Below are 15,839 nucleotides of genomic sequence, written 5' to 3'. Positions count from 1 at the left end.
GTTTTTGTCCAGAATGTGCACGCTGCCTGAATCACGACGGCGCAGCGTTTCACGACTATCCCCAAATCATTGCCGCCCAGCGTAGTAATAACATTGCGCCACAGATGACGATCAGGACGACCACCATTTTCCAGTGTTTTTTGGCGAAGCGATTTGATGGCATCATTTATATCCTGTCGATTTCAGACGGTTAATCCTAGTGTAACAAAACTGTCAGCCAGTCAGTGAATGGATATTCATCCTGTCTCCAGGACAATCCTTCAGGGCAGGTGAGAGGAGGAGGCGAAAAACGCTTGCTGACGTCATGATCCAGCCCAATATAAAACAGAAGGGTGCATTCTCCCTTTTTTTAGTGTTACCATCGTTCGACCACATTGCCGCGCTTGCGTAGCGAAAGCGGATGTGAACCAGATTGTGTGCCAATTTAGCAATTGTTGGTTAGATGGCTGCACAACTAACTGTAAACAAATAAATTTTCTCTTTGTATGTGATCTTGCGTATGGGTCACCACTGCAAATAAGGACATAACATGCCTGTTATTACTCTTCCTGATGGCAGTCAACGCCATTACGACCACGCTGTAAGCCCTATGGATGTTGCGCTGGACATTGGTCCAGGTCTGGCGAAAGCCACCCTTGCTGGCCGTGTTAATGGCGAGCTGGTTGATGCTTCTGACCTGATCGAAAATGATGCGACGCTCTCTATCATCACCGCAAAAGATGAAGAAGGGCTGGAGATTATTCGTCACTCCTGCGCGCACCTGTTAGGTCATGCGATCAAACAACTTTGGCCGAATACCAAAATGGCTATCGGTCCGGTTGTCGACAACGGCTTCTACTATGACGTAGACCTTGACCGTACGTTGACCCAGGAAGATATCGATGCGCTCGAGAAGCGGATGCACGAGCTCGCTGAGAAAAATTACGACGTCATTAAGAAGAAAGTCAGCTGGCACGAAGCGCGTGAAACCTTCGTGAAGCGTGGCGAGATCTATAAAGTCTCCATTCTTGATGAAAACATTGCCCATGATGACAAACCTGGTTTGTATCATCATGAAGAATATGTCGATATGTGCCGCGGTCCGCACGTGCCGAATATGCGCTTCTGCCATCACTTTAAACTGATGAAAACCGCAGGCGCGTACTGGCGCGGCGACAGCGACAATAAGATGTTGCAGCGTATCTACGGAACGGCCTGGGCAGATAAAAAGGCCCTCAGCGCTTATCTGCAACGTCTGGAAGAAGCGGCAAAACGTGACCACCGTAAAATTGGTAAGCAGCTTGACCTGTATCACATGCAGGAAGAAGCACCGGGTATGGTGTTCTGGCATAACGACGGCTGGACTATTTTCCGCGAACTGGAAGTCTTTGTGCGTTCCAAGCTCAAAGAGTATCAGTATCAGGAAGTGAAAGGGCCGTTCATGATGGACCGCGTGCTGTGGGAAAAAACCGGGCACTGGGACAACTACAAAGATGCGATGTTCACCACCTCTTCAGAGAACCGTGAATACTGCATCAAGCCGATGAACTGTCCGGGTCACGTACAGATCTTTAATCAGGGCCTGAAATCCTACCGCGACCTGCCGCTGCGTATGGCAGAGTTTGGTAGCTGCCACCGTAACGAGCCGTCAGGCGCGTTGCATGGTCTGATGCGTGTACGTGGCTTCACCCAGGATGATGCGCATATCTTCTGTACTGAAGAGCAAATCCGCGATGAAGTTAACGCCTGCATCCGTATGGTCTACGATATGTACAGCACATTTGGCTTCGAGAAAATCGTTGTCAAACTCTCCACTCGCCCCGAAAAACGTATCGGTAGCGACGAAATGTGGGATCGTGCTGAGGCGGACCTGGCCGTTGCGCTGGAAGAAAACAATATCCCATTTGAATATCAACTGGGTGAAGGCGCCTTCTACGGTCCGAAAATTGAATTTACCCTGTATGACTGCCTCGATCGCGCATGGCAGTGCGGTACAGTACAGCTGGACTTCTCCCTGCCGTCTCGTCTGAGCGCCTCCTATGTGGGCGAAAACAATGAGCGTCAGGTACCGGTAATGATTCACCGCGCAATTCTTGGGTCTATGGAACGTTTTATCGGTATCCTGACTGAAGAATTCGCTGGCTTCTTCCCGACCTGGCTTGCGCCGGTTCAGGTAGTGGTGATGAACATTACTGATTCACAGTCTGAATACGTTAACGAATTGACGCAGAAACTTCAAAATGCGGGCATTCGTGTAAAAGCAGACTTGAGAAATGAGAAGATAGGCTTTAAAATCCGCGAGCACACTTTACGTCGTGTCCCTTATATGTTGGTCTGTGGTGATAAAGAAGTGGAAGCAGGCAAAGTTGCCGTTCGCACTCGCCGCGGGAAAGACCTGGGCAGCCTTGACGTAAGTGAAGTGATTGAGAAGCTGCAACAAGAGATTCGCAGCCGCAGTCTTCAACAACTGGAGGAATAAGGTATTAAAGGCGGAAAACGAGTTCAAACGGCACGTCCGAATCGTATCAATGGCGAGATTCGCGCCCAGGAAGTTCGCTTAACAGGTCTGGAAGGCGAGCAGCTGGGTATTGTGAGTCTGAGAGAAGCAATCGAAAAAGCTGAAGAGGCTGGAGTAGATTTAGTTGAAATCAGCCCTAACGCCGAACCGCCAGTTTGTCGTATCATGGACTACGGCAAGTTCCTTTATGAAAAGAGTAAGTCTTCTAAGGAACAGAAGAAAAAGCAAAAAGTTATCCAGGTTAAGGAAATTAAATTCCGTCCTGGTACCGACGATGGCGATTATCAGGTAAAACTCCGCAGCCTGATTCGCTTTCTGGAAGATGGCGATAAGGCCAAGATCACACTGCGTTTCCGCGGTCGTGAGATGGCCCACCAACAGATTGGTATGGAAGTGCTGACGCGCGTTCGTGACGATCTGAGTGAACTGGCAGTAGTCGAATCCTTCCCAACGAAGATCGAAGGCCGCCAGATGATCATGGTGCTCGCTCCCAAGAAGAAACAGTAGGCCTTCAAGTAGTATTTCCTGTGAAGCCTTTGGGCTTCACAGGTTTTGCTCGCCTGGGTTTCATTTATTAACAATGCGAAGTGGAAGTTATTAAAATGCCAAAAATTAAGACCGTACGCGGTGCTGCTAAGCGCTTCAAAAAAACCGGTGGTGGTGGATTTAAGCGTAAGCACGCAAACCTGCGTCATATTCTGACCAAAAAATCAACTAAGCGTAAACGTCACCTGCGTCCAAAAGGCCTTGTTTCTAAAGGCGATCTGGGTCTGGTTATCGCGTGCCTGCCGTACGCATAAGCCGTTAACGTTTTTTTAAATTTTTAATGCCCAACCGATTTCACTGTGGTGAAAGGGGGGCAAATCAGAATAGATACAGGAGAGCACTATGGCTCGCGTAAAACGTGGTGTAATTGCACGCGCACGTCACAAGAAAATTTTGAAACAAGCCAAAGGTTACTACGGTGCGCGTTCTCGCGTATACCGCGTTGCCTTCCAGGCCGTCATCAAAGCAGGTCAGTATGCTTACCGTGACCGTCGTCAACGTAAGCGTCAGTTCCGTCAACTGTGGATTGCGCGTATCAACGCAGCAGCACGTCAGAACGGTATTTCTTACAGCAAATTCATCAACGGCCTGAAAAAAGCCTCTGTTGAAATCGACCGTAAGATCCTGGCTGACATCGCCGTATTCGACAAAGTAGCGTTCACCGCTCTGGTCGAAAAAGCGAAAGCAGCTCTGGCATAAGCCAGTGAAAAGAGGGAGCCTGGCTCCCTCTCTTTTATTTGTTGTTCCGTCAATAAGTTGACAATTGATCCGTAACCCTTTTCAATAAAGGTTCTCCGGTTTTTACCACACAAGGTAACGCAAGCATGAATGCTGCTATTTTCCGCTTCTTTTTTTACTTTAGCACCTGACTTCAGGAGGCTAGCGCGTGAAAGAAGAAACGAAAAACAGCGCAAAAAAGCCTCCTGATGGAGGCTTTTTTTGTGCCCGAAATCGAGAGATTACGTTCAACGAACCGGTGTCTTCACCGACACAATGAGGAAAACCATGTCACATCTCGCAGAACTGGTAGCCAGTGCGAAGGCGGCCATTAATCAGGCGTCAGATGTTGCCGCGTTAGACAATGTGCGCGTCGAATATTTGGGCAAAAAAGGGCACCTGACCCTTCAGATGACGACGCTGCGCGAGCTGCCAGCTGAAGAACGTCCTGCCGCCGGTGCGGTGATTAACGAAGCGAAAGAGCAGGTACAGCAGGCACTCAACGCGCGTAAGGCAGATCTGGAAAACGCCGCGCTGAATGCGCGTCTGGCAGCGGAAACCATCGACGTTTCTCTGCCGGGGCGTCGCATTGAAAATGGCGGTCTGCATCCGGTCACCCGTACCATCGATCGCATTGAAAGCTTCTTTGGTGAGCTTGGCTTTACCGTGGCGACCGGCCCGGAAATCGAAGATGACTACCACAACTTCGATGCGCTGAATATTCCTGGTCACCACCCGGCTCGCGCCGATCACGACACCTTCTGGTTTGATGCAACGCGTCTGCTGCGTACCCAGACATCCGGCGTACAGATCCGTACCATGAAAGATCAGCAGCCGCCGATTCGTATTATCGCGCCGGGTCGCGTGTATCGTAACGACTACGATCAGACGCACACACCGATGTTCCACCAGATGGAAGGCCTGATTGTGGATACCAACATCAGCTTTACCAATCTGAAAGGGACGCTGCATGACTTCCTGCGTAACTTCTTTGAAGAAGATTTGCAGATTCGTTTCCGTCCTTCCTATTTCCCGTTTACTGAGCCGTCCGCCGAAGTGGACGTGATGGGGAAAAACGGTAAATGGCTGGAAGTGCTGGGCTGCGGCATGGTGCATCCGAACGTTCTGCGTAATGTTGGTATCGACCCGGAAGTCTACTCAGGTTTCGCATTTGGGATGGGGATGGAGCGTCTGACCATGTTGCGTTACGGTGTGACTGACCTGCGTGCGTTCTTCGAAAACGATCTGCGTTTCCTCAAACAGTTTAAATAAAGGCAGGATAAAACAATGAAATTCAGTGAACTGTGGTTACGCGAATGGGTTAACCCGGCTATCGATAGCGACGCGCTGTCGAATCAAATCACCATGGCAGGCCTGGAAGTTGACGGTGTTGAAGCGGTTGCCGGTGCATTTAATGGCGTCGTCGTGGGTGAAGTGGTTGAATGCGGCCAGCACCCGAATGCGGACAAACTGCGCGTGACGAAAGTGAATGTCGGTGGCGAGCGTCTGCTGGACATCGTCTGCGGCGCGCCAAACTGCCGTCAGGGGCTGAAAGTGGCGGTTGCCACCATCGGTGCCGTTCTGCCGGGCGATTTCAAAATTAAAGCCGCTAAGCTGCGTGGCGAGCCGTCTGAAGGCATGCTGTGCTCCTTCTCCGAGCTGGGGATTTCAGACGATCACAGCGGCATTATTGAACTGCCGGCCGATGCGCCTGTCGGTACCGACATCCGCGAATACCTGAAGCTTGATGACAACACCATTGAGATCAGCGTGACCCCTAACCGTGCTGACTGCTTAGGCATCATCGGTGTCGCCCGTGACGTGGCTGTGCTGAACAAAGCGCCGCTGGTTGAGCCGGAAATCACGCCGGTAGCAGCAACCGTCACTGATGTCCTGCCGATTACCGTAGACGCCACCGACGCCTGCCCGCGCTATCTGGGTCGCGTCGTCAAAGGCATCAATGTGAAAGCGCCAACCCCGCTGTGGATGAAAGAAAAACTGCGCCGTTGCGGTATCCGCTCCATTGATGCCGTGGTTGACGTGACCAACTATGTATTGCTTGAGCTGGGTCAGCCGATGCACGCCTTTGATAAAGACCGCATTGAAGGCGGGATTGTCGTGCGCATGGCGAAAGAGGGCGAAACGCTGGTACTGCTTGATGGCACAGAAGCAAAGCTTAACGCTGATACGCTGGTGATTGCCGATCATCATAAAGCGCTGGCGATGGGCGGTATCTTCGGTGGTGAGCATTCTGGCGTGAATGATGAAACGCAAAATGTGCTGCTGGAATGCGCTTTCTTCAGCCCACTGTCAATTACCGGTCGCGCACGTCGTCATGGTCTGCATACCGATGCGTCTCACCGTTATGAGCGCGGTGTGGATCCGGCTCTGCAGTACAAAGCGATGGAACGTGCTACCCGTTTGCTGATTGACATCTGCGGCGGCGAAGCTGGTCCGATCATTGATGTGACGGATGAAACCACGCTGCCGAAGCGCGCGACCATTACGCTGCGTCGCAGCAAGCTGGATCGTCTGATTGGCCATCACATTGCCGATGCACAGGTCAGCGATATCCTGCGCCGTTTGGGCTGTGAAGTGACCGAAGGTCAAGGCGAGTGGCAAGCCGTTGCGCCAAGTTGGCGCTTCGATATGGAAATTGAAGAAGACCTGGTTGAAGAAGTCGCCCGCGTGTATGGCTACGACAACATCCCTGATGAACCGATCCAGGCGGGTCTGATTATGGGGACGCACCGTGAAGCGAATTTGTCGCTGAAGCGTGTGAAAACGCTATTGAATGACAAAGGCTACCAGGAAGTCATTACTTACAGCTTTGTTGACCCGAAAGTGCAGCAGTTGCTCCATCCGGGTGAAGAGGCGCTGCTGCTGCCAAGCCCGATCTCCAGTGAAATGTCGGCAATGCGTCTGTCGTTGTGGACGGGATTACTGGCAACGGTAGTCTATAACCAGAATCGTCAACAGAACCGCGTACGTATTTTTGAAAGTGGGCTGCGTTTTGTGCCGGATACCCAGGCCAATCTGGGCATTCGTCAGGATCTGATGCTGGCGGGGGTTATTTGCGGTAACCGCTATGATGAGCACTGGGATCTGGCAAAAGAGACCGTTGATTTCTATGATTTGAAGGGCGATCTGGAAGCGGTGTTGGATCTGACTGGTAAACTCGGTGACATTCAGTTCAGAGCAGAAGCCAATCCGGCACTGCATCCGGGACAGTCAGCCGCGATTTATCTGAAAGGTGAACGCATTGGTTTCATTGGTGTTGTTCATCCTGAGCTGGAACGTAAGCTGGATCTCAATGGCCGTACTCTGGTGTTCGAACTGGAGTGGAACAAGCTCGCAGACCGCGTGGTGCCTCAGGCGCGCGAGATTTCACGCTTCCCGGCGAACCGTCGCGACATCGCTGTGGTTGTCGCCGAAAACGTTCCCGCTGCTGATATTTTATCCGAGTGTAAGAAAGTTGGCGTAAATCAGGTAGTTGGCGTAAACTTATTTGACGTGTACCGTGGTAAGGGTGTTGCGGAGGGGTATAAGAGCCTCGCCATTAGCCTGATCCTTCAGGATACCAGCCGTACACTCGAAGAAGAGGAGATTGCCGCTACCGTCGCCAAATGTGTAGAGGCATTAAAAGAGCGATTCCAGGCATCATTGAGGGATTGAACCTATGGCGCTTACAAAAGCTGAAATGTCAGAATATCTGTTTGATAAGCTTGGGCTTAGCAAGCGGGATGCCAAAGAACTGGTCGAACTGTTTTTCGAAGAGATCCGTCGTGCTCTGGAAAACGGTGAGCAGGTAAAACTCTCTGGTTTTGGTAACTTCGATCTGCGTGATAAGAATCAACGTCCGGGACGTAACCCGAAAACGGGCGAAGATATTCCCATTACAGCACGGCGCGTGGTGACCTTCAGACCCGGACAGAAGTTAAAGAGCCGAGTCGAAAACGCTTCGCCCAAAGATGAGTAATCAGATCTAACCAAAAAGGCCGCTTTTGCGGCCTTTTTTCTTTTCTGCGGGGGTATCGCACCGTAGAATCAATGACATCCTTTTCAGTTGAACGGAAATCATGCTGACTTTTGCCCGTCAACAACAGCGACAACATGTGCGCTGGATCCTGAGTCTGTCGGTACTGATGTTACTGACACTGTGGTTGAGCCTGTGCGCTGGAGAGCAGTGGATATCGCCCGCTGACTGGCTGACGCCCCGTGGCGAACTCTTTGTCTGGCAAATTCGCCTTCCGCGCGCGCTGGCGGTTCTGCTGGTGGGCGCGGCGCTGGCTTTGTCCGGCGCAGTGATGCAGGCGCTGTTTGAAAACCCGCTCGCGGAGCCGGGGTTGCTCGGCGTCTCCAACGGTGCGGGCGTGGGGCTTATCGCCGCCGTGCTGCTGGGGAAGGGCATACTGCCGCACTGGGCGCTTGGACTGTGCGCGATTGCCGGTGCGCTGGTCATCACGTTGATCCTCCTGCGTTTTGCCCGTCGTCATCTTTCGACCAGCCGCCTGCTGCTTGCCGGCGTGGCGCTGGGGATTATCTGTAGCGCGCTGATGACCTGGGCCATCTATTTTTCTACCTCATTCGATCTGCGTCAGTTGATGTACTGGATGATGGGGGGATTCGGTGGCGTTAACTGGGAGCAGTCCTGGCTGATGCTGGCCCTGATTCCGGTGCTGGTGTGGATCTGCTGCCAGTCGCAGGCGATGAACATGCTGGCGTTGGGGGAAACCTCTGCCCGACAACTGGGACTCCCCCTGTGGTTCTGGCGAAATCTGTTGGTGGTTGCCACCGGATGGATGGTCGGTGTCAGCGTGGCGCTGGCCGGGGCCATTGGTTTTATTGGCCTGGTCATCCCCCATATTTTACGCCTGTGCGGCTTAACGGACCATCGCGTGCTGTTACCTGCCTGTGCGCTGGCGGGGGCCATTGCGCTACTGCTGGCCGATGTGGTCGCTCGCCTGGCGCTGGCCTCAGCCGAATTGCCGATTGGCGTGGTCACCGCGACGCTCGGCGCACCGGTTTTTATCTGGCTGTTACTCAAAGCCGGACGTTAGGTACGACAAGACAGTCTATGATTAGAAGCTGGTATTTGAATCACTCACGATCCTGGAGAGGTTATGCAAGACTCGATTCTGAACACGGTAGTGACAACGATTGATGGCGAAGTGACCACGCTTGAGAAATACACAGGTAATGTTCTGCTGATTGTTAACGTAGCTTCAAAATGCGGACTTACCCCACAGTATGAGCAACTGGAAAATATTCAGAAAGCGTGGGCCGACCGTGGCTTTATTGTGCTGGGCTTTCCCTGCAATCAGTTCCTTGGGCAGGAACCTGGCAGTGATGACGAGATTAAAACCTGGTGCGCGACGACCTGGGGCGTGACCTTCCCGATGTTCAGCAAGATTGAGGTAAACGGGGAGGGGCGTCATCCGCTGTACCAGAAGCTGATTGAGGCGGCACCGACGGCAGTGGCCCCTGAAGAGAGTGGTTTCTATGAGCGAATGGTCAGCAAAGGGCGTGCGCCGCTCTATCCTGACGATATCCTGTGGAACTTTGAGAAGTTCCTCGTAGGCCGTGATGGCAAGGTGATACAGCGTTTCTCTCCGGATATGACGCCGGAAGATCCGATTGTGATGGAAAGCATCAAACTCGCGTTGGCTAAATAATGTCTTCAGTGATGCAGTTACAGGATGTGGCGGAATCGACCCGGTTAGGGCCTCTGTCCGGTGAGATTCGGGCAGGGGAGATCCTGCATCTTGTGGGGCCGAACGGCGCCGGGAAGAGCACGCTGCTGGCGCGGATGGCAGGGTTAACCAGTGGGACAGGAACGATCGCTCTGGCGGGGACTGAGCTGGCGTTGTGGCCCGCCGCTAAACTTGCCCGCCATCGTGCTTATCTGGCGCAGCAGCAAAATCCGCCCTTCGCGATGCCGGTATGGCACTTCCTGACGCTACATCAGCCAGACAAAACGCGCACGGACCAGTTGATGGCGGTGGCCGAGTCGCTGGGGCTGGCGGACAAACTTGAACGCAATGCGAAGGAGCTCTCAGGCGGGGAATGGCAGCGCGTCCGTCTTGCCGCGGTGATCCTGCAAATCGCGCCAGAGACCAACCCACAGGGACAGCTATTGCTCCTCGATGAGCCCATGAACAGCCTTGATGTCGCGCAGCAAAATGCGCTGGATCGCATTCTGCACCGCTTGTGCCAGCAGGGGATTGCCATCGTGATGAGCAGTCACGACCTGAATCATACCTTGCGCCACGCGCACCGGGCGTGGTTGCTCAAACAGGGGAAACTGCTCGCCAGCGGTCCACGTGATGAAGTGCTGACGCCAGCGCATTTAGCGCAGGCGTATGGTCTGCACTTCCGGCGTCTTGACATCGAAGGTCACAGAATGATTATATCAACCACTTAAACGAAATGGTTTCTTGAAAACCCGCGTAAATACCCGCTATAAGGGGTGAAGAATAAAAATACAGAGGATTCGCCTGAATGCGTTTCTGGTTTCTTTTTTGCACAGCACTGTTGTTGGCCGGATGTAGTAGCCACCGAGCGCCGCCGCCCAATGCCCGGCTCTCTGATTCCATTACCGTGATTGCCGGGTTAAATGATCAACTCCAGACCTGGCGCGGGACGCCCTATCGTTACGGCGGCATGAGTCGCGGTGGTGTGGATTGTTCCGGTTTTGTGCTGATGACCATGCGCGATCAGTTCTCTTTGCAGCTGCCGCGCGAAACCCGTCAACAGGCAAAACTGGGGACGGAAATCGATAAAAACGACTTGTTGCCTGGCGATCTGGTGTTTTTCAAAACCGGGTCGGGAGAGAGCGGTTTACATGTGGGTATTTATGATACTAACGGTCAGTTTATTCATGCCTCAACCAGTCGTGGCGTGATGCGTTCGTCGCTGGATAATGTCTACTGGCGGAAAAACTTTTGGCAGGCGAGACGCATTTAGTCGTAGGGCGTTATTTCGATTGAGGATGTCCCTCGCTTTTATTGCCGAAAAAGAACAATGCTGGATAAGCGTTTATAATCAGGATAAGCTGAATACTAAGGAACCGGGACTCCGGGTGAAAAGGACAACATGAACATTTTCCTTCTGGCATTAAAAAAGATGGATGACGACATCCTGTGTAATAGGTTGCCGAATCACTCCCTGTATGTGGGACTGCCGTGATGAATGTTTCACTGGATAATGTGTATCATTCTGAACTCTATTTTCAGCCCGCCAGGAATGTACAACGAAAACTTATCGGTTTAAGCGTTATCGCGAACTTTGTCAGTGAAGACGGTGACGTTCGTATCCCAACTGAACTGGTGCTTCCGCGACTTTCTCCCGAAGAACAGTGCCAGTTATTTATCGAAAAGCTGGCGCTGATCGAAACGTGCCAACATTTTTTTATTCAACATAAACTTGTCGCCTGGATTTATATAACCCCGGCAGTTGTACCGTTATTATTAACCAATAGTGAGTGCGTTTCTGCCGTTAAACGGTTTTCGTTTCTCGAACTCATGATAAATGAGAATTTTCCCGAACTGTCTGAAGGCAAAGAGAATAAAACGTTGCATGCGCTGGCTGAACGTTTTCCTCTGGTACTGGCCAATTTCGGCGCAGGGGAAAGTGCCAACAAAGCCATATTCGATGGATTATTTAAACGAATTATCCTCGACCGGAATTTTGTCCATCGTCGGGCCACTCGTCTTTCCTTCGAACCGTTCATGCGCGCCATCCTTACGCAAGTGTCGCCTTATTGCGAATCGCTGATGATCGCCGGTATCGACAGCGAAGCGATGTTGACCCGCGTGACGCCATTCGGTTTTAGCGGTATGCAGGGCGGGCTGTGGCCTGCCGTCACGGCCAGTCAGGTCACCCAATTACTCCACGGATAACCTTTCTGTTTGCTGGTGTTTATGACGGAAATAACCGTCTACACTACAGGCAGGAGGCCCTATGACCCTGTCTTTTACAACCCGCTGGCGCGATGAACTGCCAGCAACATTTACCGCTCTGTCGCCAACACCGCTGAATCACTCGCGACTGATTTGGCACAACGATGCGCTTGCCGAACAACTGGGCATCCCCGATTCCCTTTTTCATCCTGACAGCCCGGTGGGTGTCTGGGGCGGCGAGGCGCTGTTGCCGGGGATGTCTCCGCTGGCGCAGGTCTATAGCGGTCATCAGTTCGGCGTCTGGGCGGGTCAACTGGGTGACGGGCGCGGCATTCTGCTCGGTGAGCAGTTGCTTGCCGATGGCAGCACAATGGACTGGCACCTGAAAGGCGCGGGTTTGACGCCGTATTCGCGCATGGGTGATGGTCGTGCGGTATTGCGCTCCACGATCCGAGAAAGCCTTGCCAGTGAAGCGATGCACTACCTGGGGATACCGACGACCCGGGCGCTGACGATTGTCACCAGTGAAACACCGGTTTACCGCGAAACGGTGGAGGCAGGGGCGATGCTGATGCGACTGGCGCAAAGCCATTTGCGCTTCGGTCATTTTGAGCATTTTTATTACCGTCGCGAGCCGGAAAAAGTTCAGCAACTGGCGGATTTCTCCATTCGTCATTACTGGCCGCATCTCCTGCAAGACGCCGATAAGTACATTCTCTGGTTTCGCGACGTGGTCGCGCGGACCGCGTCACTGATCGCCGACTGGCAAACCGTGGGTTTCGCGCACGGGGTGATGAACACCGATAACATGTCGATCCTCGGGCTGACGATGGACTACGGTCCGTTTGGGTTCCTGGATGACTATGAACCGGGCTTCATTTGCAACCATTCTGACCACCAGGGGCGCTACAGCTTTGACAATCAACCGGCGGTAGGCTTGTGGAATCTTCAGCGCCTTGCGCAAAGTCTGTCGCCTTTCATCACCGTTGAGGCGCTCAATGATGCCCTCGACGGGTACCAGGTGGCGCTACTGACGCGCTACGGTCAGCGGATGCGGCAGAAACTGGGGTTCATGACCGAACAAAAAGATGACAACGATCTGTTGAACGAATTGTTCAGCCTGATGGCCCGCGAGCACAGTGACTATACCCGTACTTTCCGCATGCTAAGCATGACAGAGCAGCAGAATGCCGTCTCTCCACTGCGCGACGAATTTATTGATCGCGCCGCCTTTGATGACTGGTTCACACGTTACAGAACGCGTTTGCAGCGCGATGCAGTCGATGATGCTGCGCGTCAGTCGCTAATGCTGAGCGCCAATCCTGCGGTGGTGCTGCGTAACTGGCTGGCGCAGCGGGCGATTGCGGCGGCGGAGAAAGGCGACATGAGTGAACTGCATCGCTTACATGCCATATTGCGCGAGCCTTTCCGCGAGCGCGATGATGACTACAGCCAGCGTCCGCCGGACTGGGGCAAACGCCTGGAAGTCAGCTGTTCAAGCTGAAGCGCTATTTAGTCAGCAAGAGTTTACCTGCTTGCGTTTGACGCAGCAGGTATTCCTGACCGTTGTGATCGATAATCACTTTACCTTCATCACCTAACAGTTTCTGACTGCTGATCTTGCGGATGGGCGCAGGTGTGAGAGCCGCGTTTTCTCGTTCCTTAAGGCGGGGTGACTCAATGTTATCCATACGGGTATCACGATTTATTAATAATAATTAATGTAACAATGATTTTTATTATCAATAAAGTGCACGATAACAACAAGTATTAAATGTGGTAGTTTGCGAAAAGGGGGGGAGAATATGCCCACCCTGTACGGATGGGCGGACGATCAGAAGCGGCTGTCCACCGCCGAGGCCAGTTTGCTCAGCAGCAGTTCAGTGTCTTCCCAGTTAAGGCAAGGATCGGTTATCGACTGACCATAAACCAGCGGCTGCCCGCTGACAATTTTCTGCGTACCTTCACGCAGGAAGCTTTCCGCCATAATGCCGGCGATGGCTGTCGATCCGTTACGGATTTGCTGGCAAATATCATCACAGACATCCAGTTGACGGCGATGCTGCTTCTGGCAGTTGCCGTGGCTGAAATCGACGACCAGATGTTCTGGTAAATCAAATTCATGCAGCGTATCGCAAGCTGTAGCAATATCTTCAGCATGGTAGTTCGGCTTTTTGCCACCGCGCATAATGATATGGCCATAAGGGTTGCCGCTGGTCTGATAAATGGTCATCTGACCGGTTTTATCGGGGGAGAGGAACATATGGCTGGCGCGGGAAGCGCGGATCGCGTCAACGGCGATACGGGTATTTCCGTCGGTCCCGTTTTTAAAGCCGACCGGGCAGGAGAGCGCCGAGGCCATTTCGCGGTGGATCTGGCTTTCGGTGGTCCGCGCGCCAATGGCGCCCCAACTGATCAAGTCGGCAATAAATTGACCGGTCACCATATCGAGAAATTCCGTCGCGGTTGGGATGCCCAGTTCATTGACCTGCAACAGCAGTTTACGCGCCAGTTCAATGCCGTGATTCACGCGATAGCTGCCGTTGAGATCCGGGTCGGAAATGAGTCCCTTCCAGCCGACAACGGTACGTGGTTTTTCAAAATAGGTGCGCATGACGATTTCCAGGCGCGCCTGATGCTGCGTGCGCAGCGCCTGTAAACGCGTGGCATACTCCAGTGCGGCATCGAGATCGTGAATGGAGCACGGACCTACAATAACCAGCAAGCGGCGGTCTTCACCATTCAATATTCTTTCTATCCGGCGTCGGGAGTCGGTGACGTGGCTGGCGACGGCGGGCGACACAGGATGCCGTTGCGCAAGTTCAGCGGGCGTGACCAGACTGTCTATACGCGCGGTACGCAGTTCATCGGTTCTGTTCATGATAATTCTCAGAAATTTGTGGCTTCTACGGCAGAGGTACCGGGAAGTGATGGGCACAACCTTAAACCAATCCCTGCTGATTTCAAGTGCGAGGTGCGTCACACCTCGCGGCAGAACGGTATGATAACAAAAAAACAGAACTCGTGAACTAGTTTATTAGTACATGCGTCGACTTAATCCCATGATATCGAGGATTTTGGTAGCAATCTCTTCAACTGAATAGTTAGTACTGTTCAACCACGGGATCTGGTTCTTACGGTAGAGCGCCTCGACTTCGGCCACTTCCATACGGCACTGACGCAGGGAGGCATAGCGACTGTTTTCCCGGCGTTCTTCGCGGATGGCGGCCAGACGTTCAGGGTCAATCGTCAGACCAAACAGCTTATGTTGCAGGGGTTTTAACGATGCAGGCAGAACCAGATTGTCCATGTCGTCGGCAATAAAAGGATAGTTTGCCGCGCGGATGCCAAACTGCATTGCCAGGTAGAGGCTGGTGGGCGTTTTGCCACAGCGCGAGACGCCCAACAAAATCACCTGCGCCTGGTCGAGGTTGCGCAACGAAATGCCGTCATCGTGGGCAAGGGTATAATCAATGGCGGCGATTCGCGCATCGTACTTGTTCAGGTTACCCGGATTCAGCCCGTGCGTCCGGTGAGCAATCGGCGTGGGGTAGAGTTTCATCTCGTGCTGTAGCGGGGTGATCAGCGCCTGCACGATATCCTGACAGAAGCCTTCGCTTTGCAGAATGATGGAACGGATCTCCGGTAATACAATCGAATAGAACACCAAAGGGCGCACGCCGGTTTGTTGATAAATGGCGTCGATTTGGTCTTTAACGGCGCGGGCGCGGTTCTCATTTTCAACAAACGGCAGCGTAATACTGCTGATAGTGACGGGGAACTGTGACATCACCGCATGGCCCAACACTTCAGCGGTAATTGCCGTTCCATCGGAAATATAAAACACGTGACGATCTACAGCATTATCCATTTTCACACCCTGAAAGTCAGTCATAATTCTCTGAAAGCATAAATTAAAATTACTCTGAAGCGTAGAAAATAACGCTTATTTTGAAAATGAAATGGTATTTTTATATTTTATGAAAAGTGCATTTCATTTTATGGAACAGATGTTTATACCGACACATTTTGTGGGGATCGCCCGCCATTCGCGGGTTTGCGCAAATGGGTAAACTGTCCGAAAAAATAAAAAATATATTTGCTTGAACGATTCACCGTTTTTTTAAGCGGGTTAAATATGCAAAGATAAATACGTAATTAAGCGTTTCCTAAACTCG

18 protein-coding genes and 1 other annotated feature are annotated in these 15,839 nt (G+C 52.3%); of the genes, 14 read left to right on the top strand and 4 right to left on the bottom strand.

From position 1 onward, the window contains the following. Positions 1-55: 55 nt before the first annotated feature. A complete protein-coding gene (gene yniD / locus JTI98_RS16625; RefSeq protein ID WP_086512613.1) occupies positions 56-163 on the bottom strand; it encodes a small membrane protein YniD in 108 nt (35 codons plus the stop codon). Positions 164-529: 366 nt separating this feature from the next. On the opposite strand from yniD, the gene thrS reads away from it, so the two are divergent. The 14 genes from thrS (at position 530) to selO (ending at position 13,165) form a co-directional block, all read left to right on the top strand. Next, positions 530-2,458, top strand: a complete 1,929-nt coding sequence (thrS, locus tag JTI98_RS16620) for a threonine--tRNA ligase (RefSeq protein WP_043000876.1) — start codon at positions 530-532, stop codon at positions 2,456-2,458. A 3-nt stretch (positions 2,459-2,461) separates the two neighbouring features. Further along, the gene (gene infC, locus JTI98_RS16615) at positions 2,462-3,004 is read left to right on the top strand and encodes a translation initiation factor IF-3 (protein ID WP_043000875.1); all 543 of its coding nucleotides are present in this window, start codon (positions 2,462-2,464) and stop codon (positions 3,002-3,004) included. Between the two features lie 95 nt (positions 3,005-3,099). Next, positions 3,100-3,297 (top strand): 50S ribosomal protein L35, encoded by a 198-nt coding sequence (gene rpmI, locus JTI98_RS16610; protein WP_003030583.1) that lies wholly within the window; start codon positions 3,100-3,102, stop codon positions 3,295-3,297. 88 nt (positions 3,298-3,385) lie between these two features. Then, positions 3,386-3,742, top strand: coding sequence for a 50S ribosomal protein L20 (rplT, locus tag JTI98_RS16605; protein WP_000124850.1), 357 nt, complete (start codon positions 3,386-3,388; stop codon positions 3,740-3,742). 120 nt (positions 3,743-3,862) lie between these two features. After that, positions 3,863-3,986 (top strand) — a sequence feature (Phe leader region). Next, entirely contained in the window at positions 3,868-3,912 is a 45-nt protein-coding gene (gene pheM / locus JTI98_RS16600) for a pheST operon leader peptide PheM (protein WP_001386830.1), read from the top strand. It overlaps the preceding feature by 45 nt. 62 nt (positions 3,987-4,048) lie before the next feature. Next, positions 4,049-5,032, top strand: coding sequence for a phenylalanine--tRNA ligase subunit alpha (pheS, locus tag JTI98_RS16595; RefSeq protein ID WP_044327574.1), 984 nt, complete (start codon positions 4,049-4,051; stop codon positions 5,030-5,032). A 15-nt stretch (positions 5,033-5,047) separates the two neighbouring features. After that, positions 5,048-7,435: a phenylalanine--tRNA ligase subunit beta gene (pheT, locus tag JTI98_RS16590; protein ID WP_046402030.1), complete on the top strand. Its 2,388-nt coding sequence runs from the start codon at positions 5,048-5,050 to the stop codon at positions 7,433-7,435. Between the two features lie 4 nt (positions 7,436-7,439). Then, positions 7,440-7,739, top strand: a complete 300-nt coding sequence (gene ihfA / locus JTI98_RS16585; RefSeq protein WP_001229265.1) for an integration host factor subunit alpha — start codon at positions 7,440-7,442, stop codon at positions 7,737-7,739. Between the two features lie 100 nt (positions 7,740-7,839). Beyond that, the gene (gene btuC / locus JTI98_RS16580) at positions 7,840-8,820 is read left to right on the top strand and encodes a vitamin B12 ABC transporter permease BtuC (RefSeq protein ID WP_043000872.1); all 981 of its coding nucleotides are present in this window, start codon (positions 7,840-7,842) and stop codon (positions 8,818-8,820) included. A gap of 63 nt (positions 8,821-8,883) precedes the next feature. Further along, complete coding sequence (locus JTI98_RS16575) at positions 8,884-9,435, top strand: glutathione peroxidase (protein WP_058587980.1); 552 nt, start codon at positions 8,884-8,886, stop codon at positions 9,433-9,435. Then, entirely contained in the window at positions 9,435-10,184 is a 750-nt protein-coding gene (gene btuD, locus JTI98_RS16570; RefSeq protein WP_061070191.1) for a vitamin B12 ABC transporter ATP-binding protein BtuD, read from the top strand. Before JTI98_RS16575 ends, btuD begins: the two co-directional genes overlap by 1 nt. Before the next feature lie 77 nt (positions 10,185-10,261). After that, positions 10,262-10,726, top strand: coding sequence for a C40 family peptidase (locus JTI98_RS16565; protein ID WP_216081551.1), 465 nt, complete (start codon positions 10,262-10,264; stop codon positions 10,724-10,726). Between the two features lie 221 nt (positions 10,727-10,947). Continuing rightward, a complete protein-coding gene (locus JTI98_RS16560) occupies positions 10,948-11,661 on the top strand; it encodes an EAL domain-containing protein (protein ID WP_058587982.1) in 714 nt (237 codons plus the stop codon). Positions 11,662-11,722: 61 nt separating this feature from the next. After that, positions 11,723-13,165, top strand: a complete 1,443-nt coding sequence (gene selO, locus JTI98_RS16555; protein WP_216081550.1) for a protein adenylyltransferase SelO — start codon at positions 11,723-11,725, stop codon at positions 13,163-13,165. Positions 13,166-13,169: 4 nt separating this feature from the next. Here selO and hemP read toward each other — a convergent pair whose 3' ends face one another. From hemP to ppsR, 3 genes are all read right to left on the bottom strand, one after another. Beyond that, positions 13,170-13,352: a hemin uptake protein HemP gene (hemP, locus tag JTI98_RS16550; RefSeq protein ID WP_216081549.1), complete on the bottom strand. Its 183-nt coding sequence runs from the start codon at positions 13,350-13,352 to the stop codon at positions 13,170-13,172. 143 nt (positions 13,353-13,495) lie between these two features. Continuing rightward, entirely contained in the window at positions 13,496-14,542 is a 1,047-nt protein-coding gene (gene aroH, locus JTI98_RS16545; protein WP_216081548.1) for a 3-deoxy-7-phosphoheptulonate synthase AroH, read from the bottom strand. Positions 14,543-14,698: 156 nt separating this feature from the next. Next, complete coding sequence (gene ppsR / locus JTI98_RS16540) at positions 14,699-15,532, bottom strand: posphoenolpyruvate synthetase regulatory kinase/phosphorylase PpsR (RefSeq protein ID WP_043000864.1); 834 nt, start codon at positions 15,530-15,532, stop codon at positions 14,699-14,701. Positions 15,533-15,839 lie beyond the last annotated feature (307 nt).

The organism is Citrobacter sp. MGH 55 (genome assembly GCF_016906145.1).
Taxonomy (GTDB): Bacteria; Pseudomonadota; Gammaproteobacteria; order Enterobacterales; family Enterobacteriaceae; genus Citrobacter_A; species Citrobacter_A amalonaticus.
This window is presented reverse-complemented; position numbering and strand designations above follow the sequence as displayed.

What these genes read in the sequence shown, in the direction of transcription:
- yniD (WP_086512613.1), bottom strand. Translation starts at nt 163, where the DNA reads ATGCCATCAAATCGCTTCGCCAAAAAACACTGGAAAATGGTGGTCGTC.
- thrS (WP_043000876.1), top strand. Translation starts at nt 530, where the DNA reads ATGCCTGTTATTACTCTTCCTGATGGCAGTCAACGCCATTACGACCAC.
- rpmI (WP_003030583.1), top strand. Translation starts at nt 3,100, where the DNA reads ATGCCAAAAATTAAGACCGTACGCGGTGCTGCTAAGCGCTTCAAAAAA.
- rplT (WP_000124850.1), top strand. Translation starts at nt 3,386, where the DNA reads ATGGCTCGCGTAAAACGTGGTGTAATTGCACGCGCACGTCACAAGAAA.
- pheS (WP_044327574.1), top strand. Translation starts at nt 4,049, where the DNA reads ATGTCACATCTCGCAGAACTGGTAGCCAGTGCGAAGGCGGCCATTAAT.
- pheT (WP_046402030.1), top strand. Translation starts at nt 5,048, where the DNA reads ATGAAATTCAGTGAACTGTGGTTACGCGAATGGGTTAACCCGGCTATC.
- ihfA (WP_001229265.1), top strand. Translation starts at nt 7,440, where the DNA reads ATGGCGCTTACAAAAGCTGAAATGTCAGAATATCTGTTTGATAAGCTT.
- btuC (WP_043000872.1), top strand. Translation starts at nt 7,840, where the DNA reads ATGCTGACTTTTGCCCGTCAACAACAGCGACAACATGTGCGCTGGATC.
- JTI98_RS16575 (WP_058587980.1), top strand. Translation starts at nt 8,884, where the DNA reads ATGCAAGACTCGATTCTGAACACGGTAGTGACAACGATTGATGGCGAA.
- btuD (WP_061070191.1), top strand. Translation starts at nt 9,435, where the DNA reads ATGTCTTCAGTGATGCAGTTACAGGATGTGGCGGAATCGACCCGGTTA.
- JTI98_RS16565 (WP_216081551.1), top strand. Translation starts at nt 10,262, where the DNA reads ATGCGTTTCTGGTTTCTTTTTTGCACAGCACTGTTGTTGGCCGGATGT.
- JTI98_RS16560 (WP_058587982.1), top strand. Translation starts at nt 10,948, where the DNA reads ATGAATGTTTCACTGGATAATGTGTATCATTCTGAACTCTATTTTCAG.
- selO (WP_216081550.1), top strand. Translation starts at nt 11,723, where the DNA reads ATGACCCTGTCTTTTACAACCCGCTGGCGCGATGAACTGCCAGCAACA.
- hemP (WP_216081549.1), bottom strand. Translation starts at nt 13,352, where the DNA reads ATGGATAACATTGAGTCACCCCGCCTTAAGGAACGAGAAAACGCGGCT.
- aroH (WP_216081548.1), bottom strand. Translation starts at nt 14,542, where the DNA reads ATGAACAGAACCGATGAACTGCGTACCGCGCGTATAGACAGTCTGGTC.
- ppsR (WP_043000864.1), bottom strand. Translation starts at nt 15,532, where the DNA reads ATGGATAATGCTGTAGATCGTCACGTGTTTTATATTTCCGATGGAACG.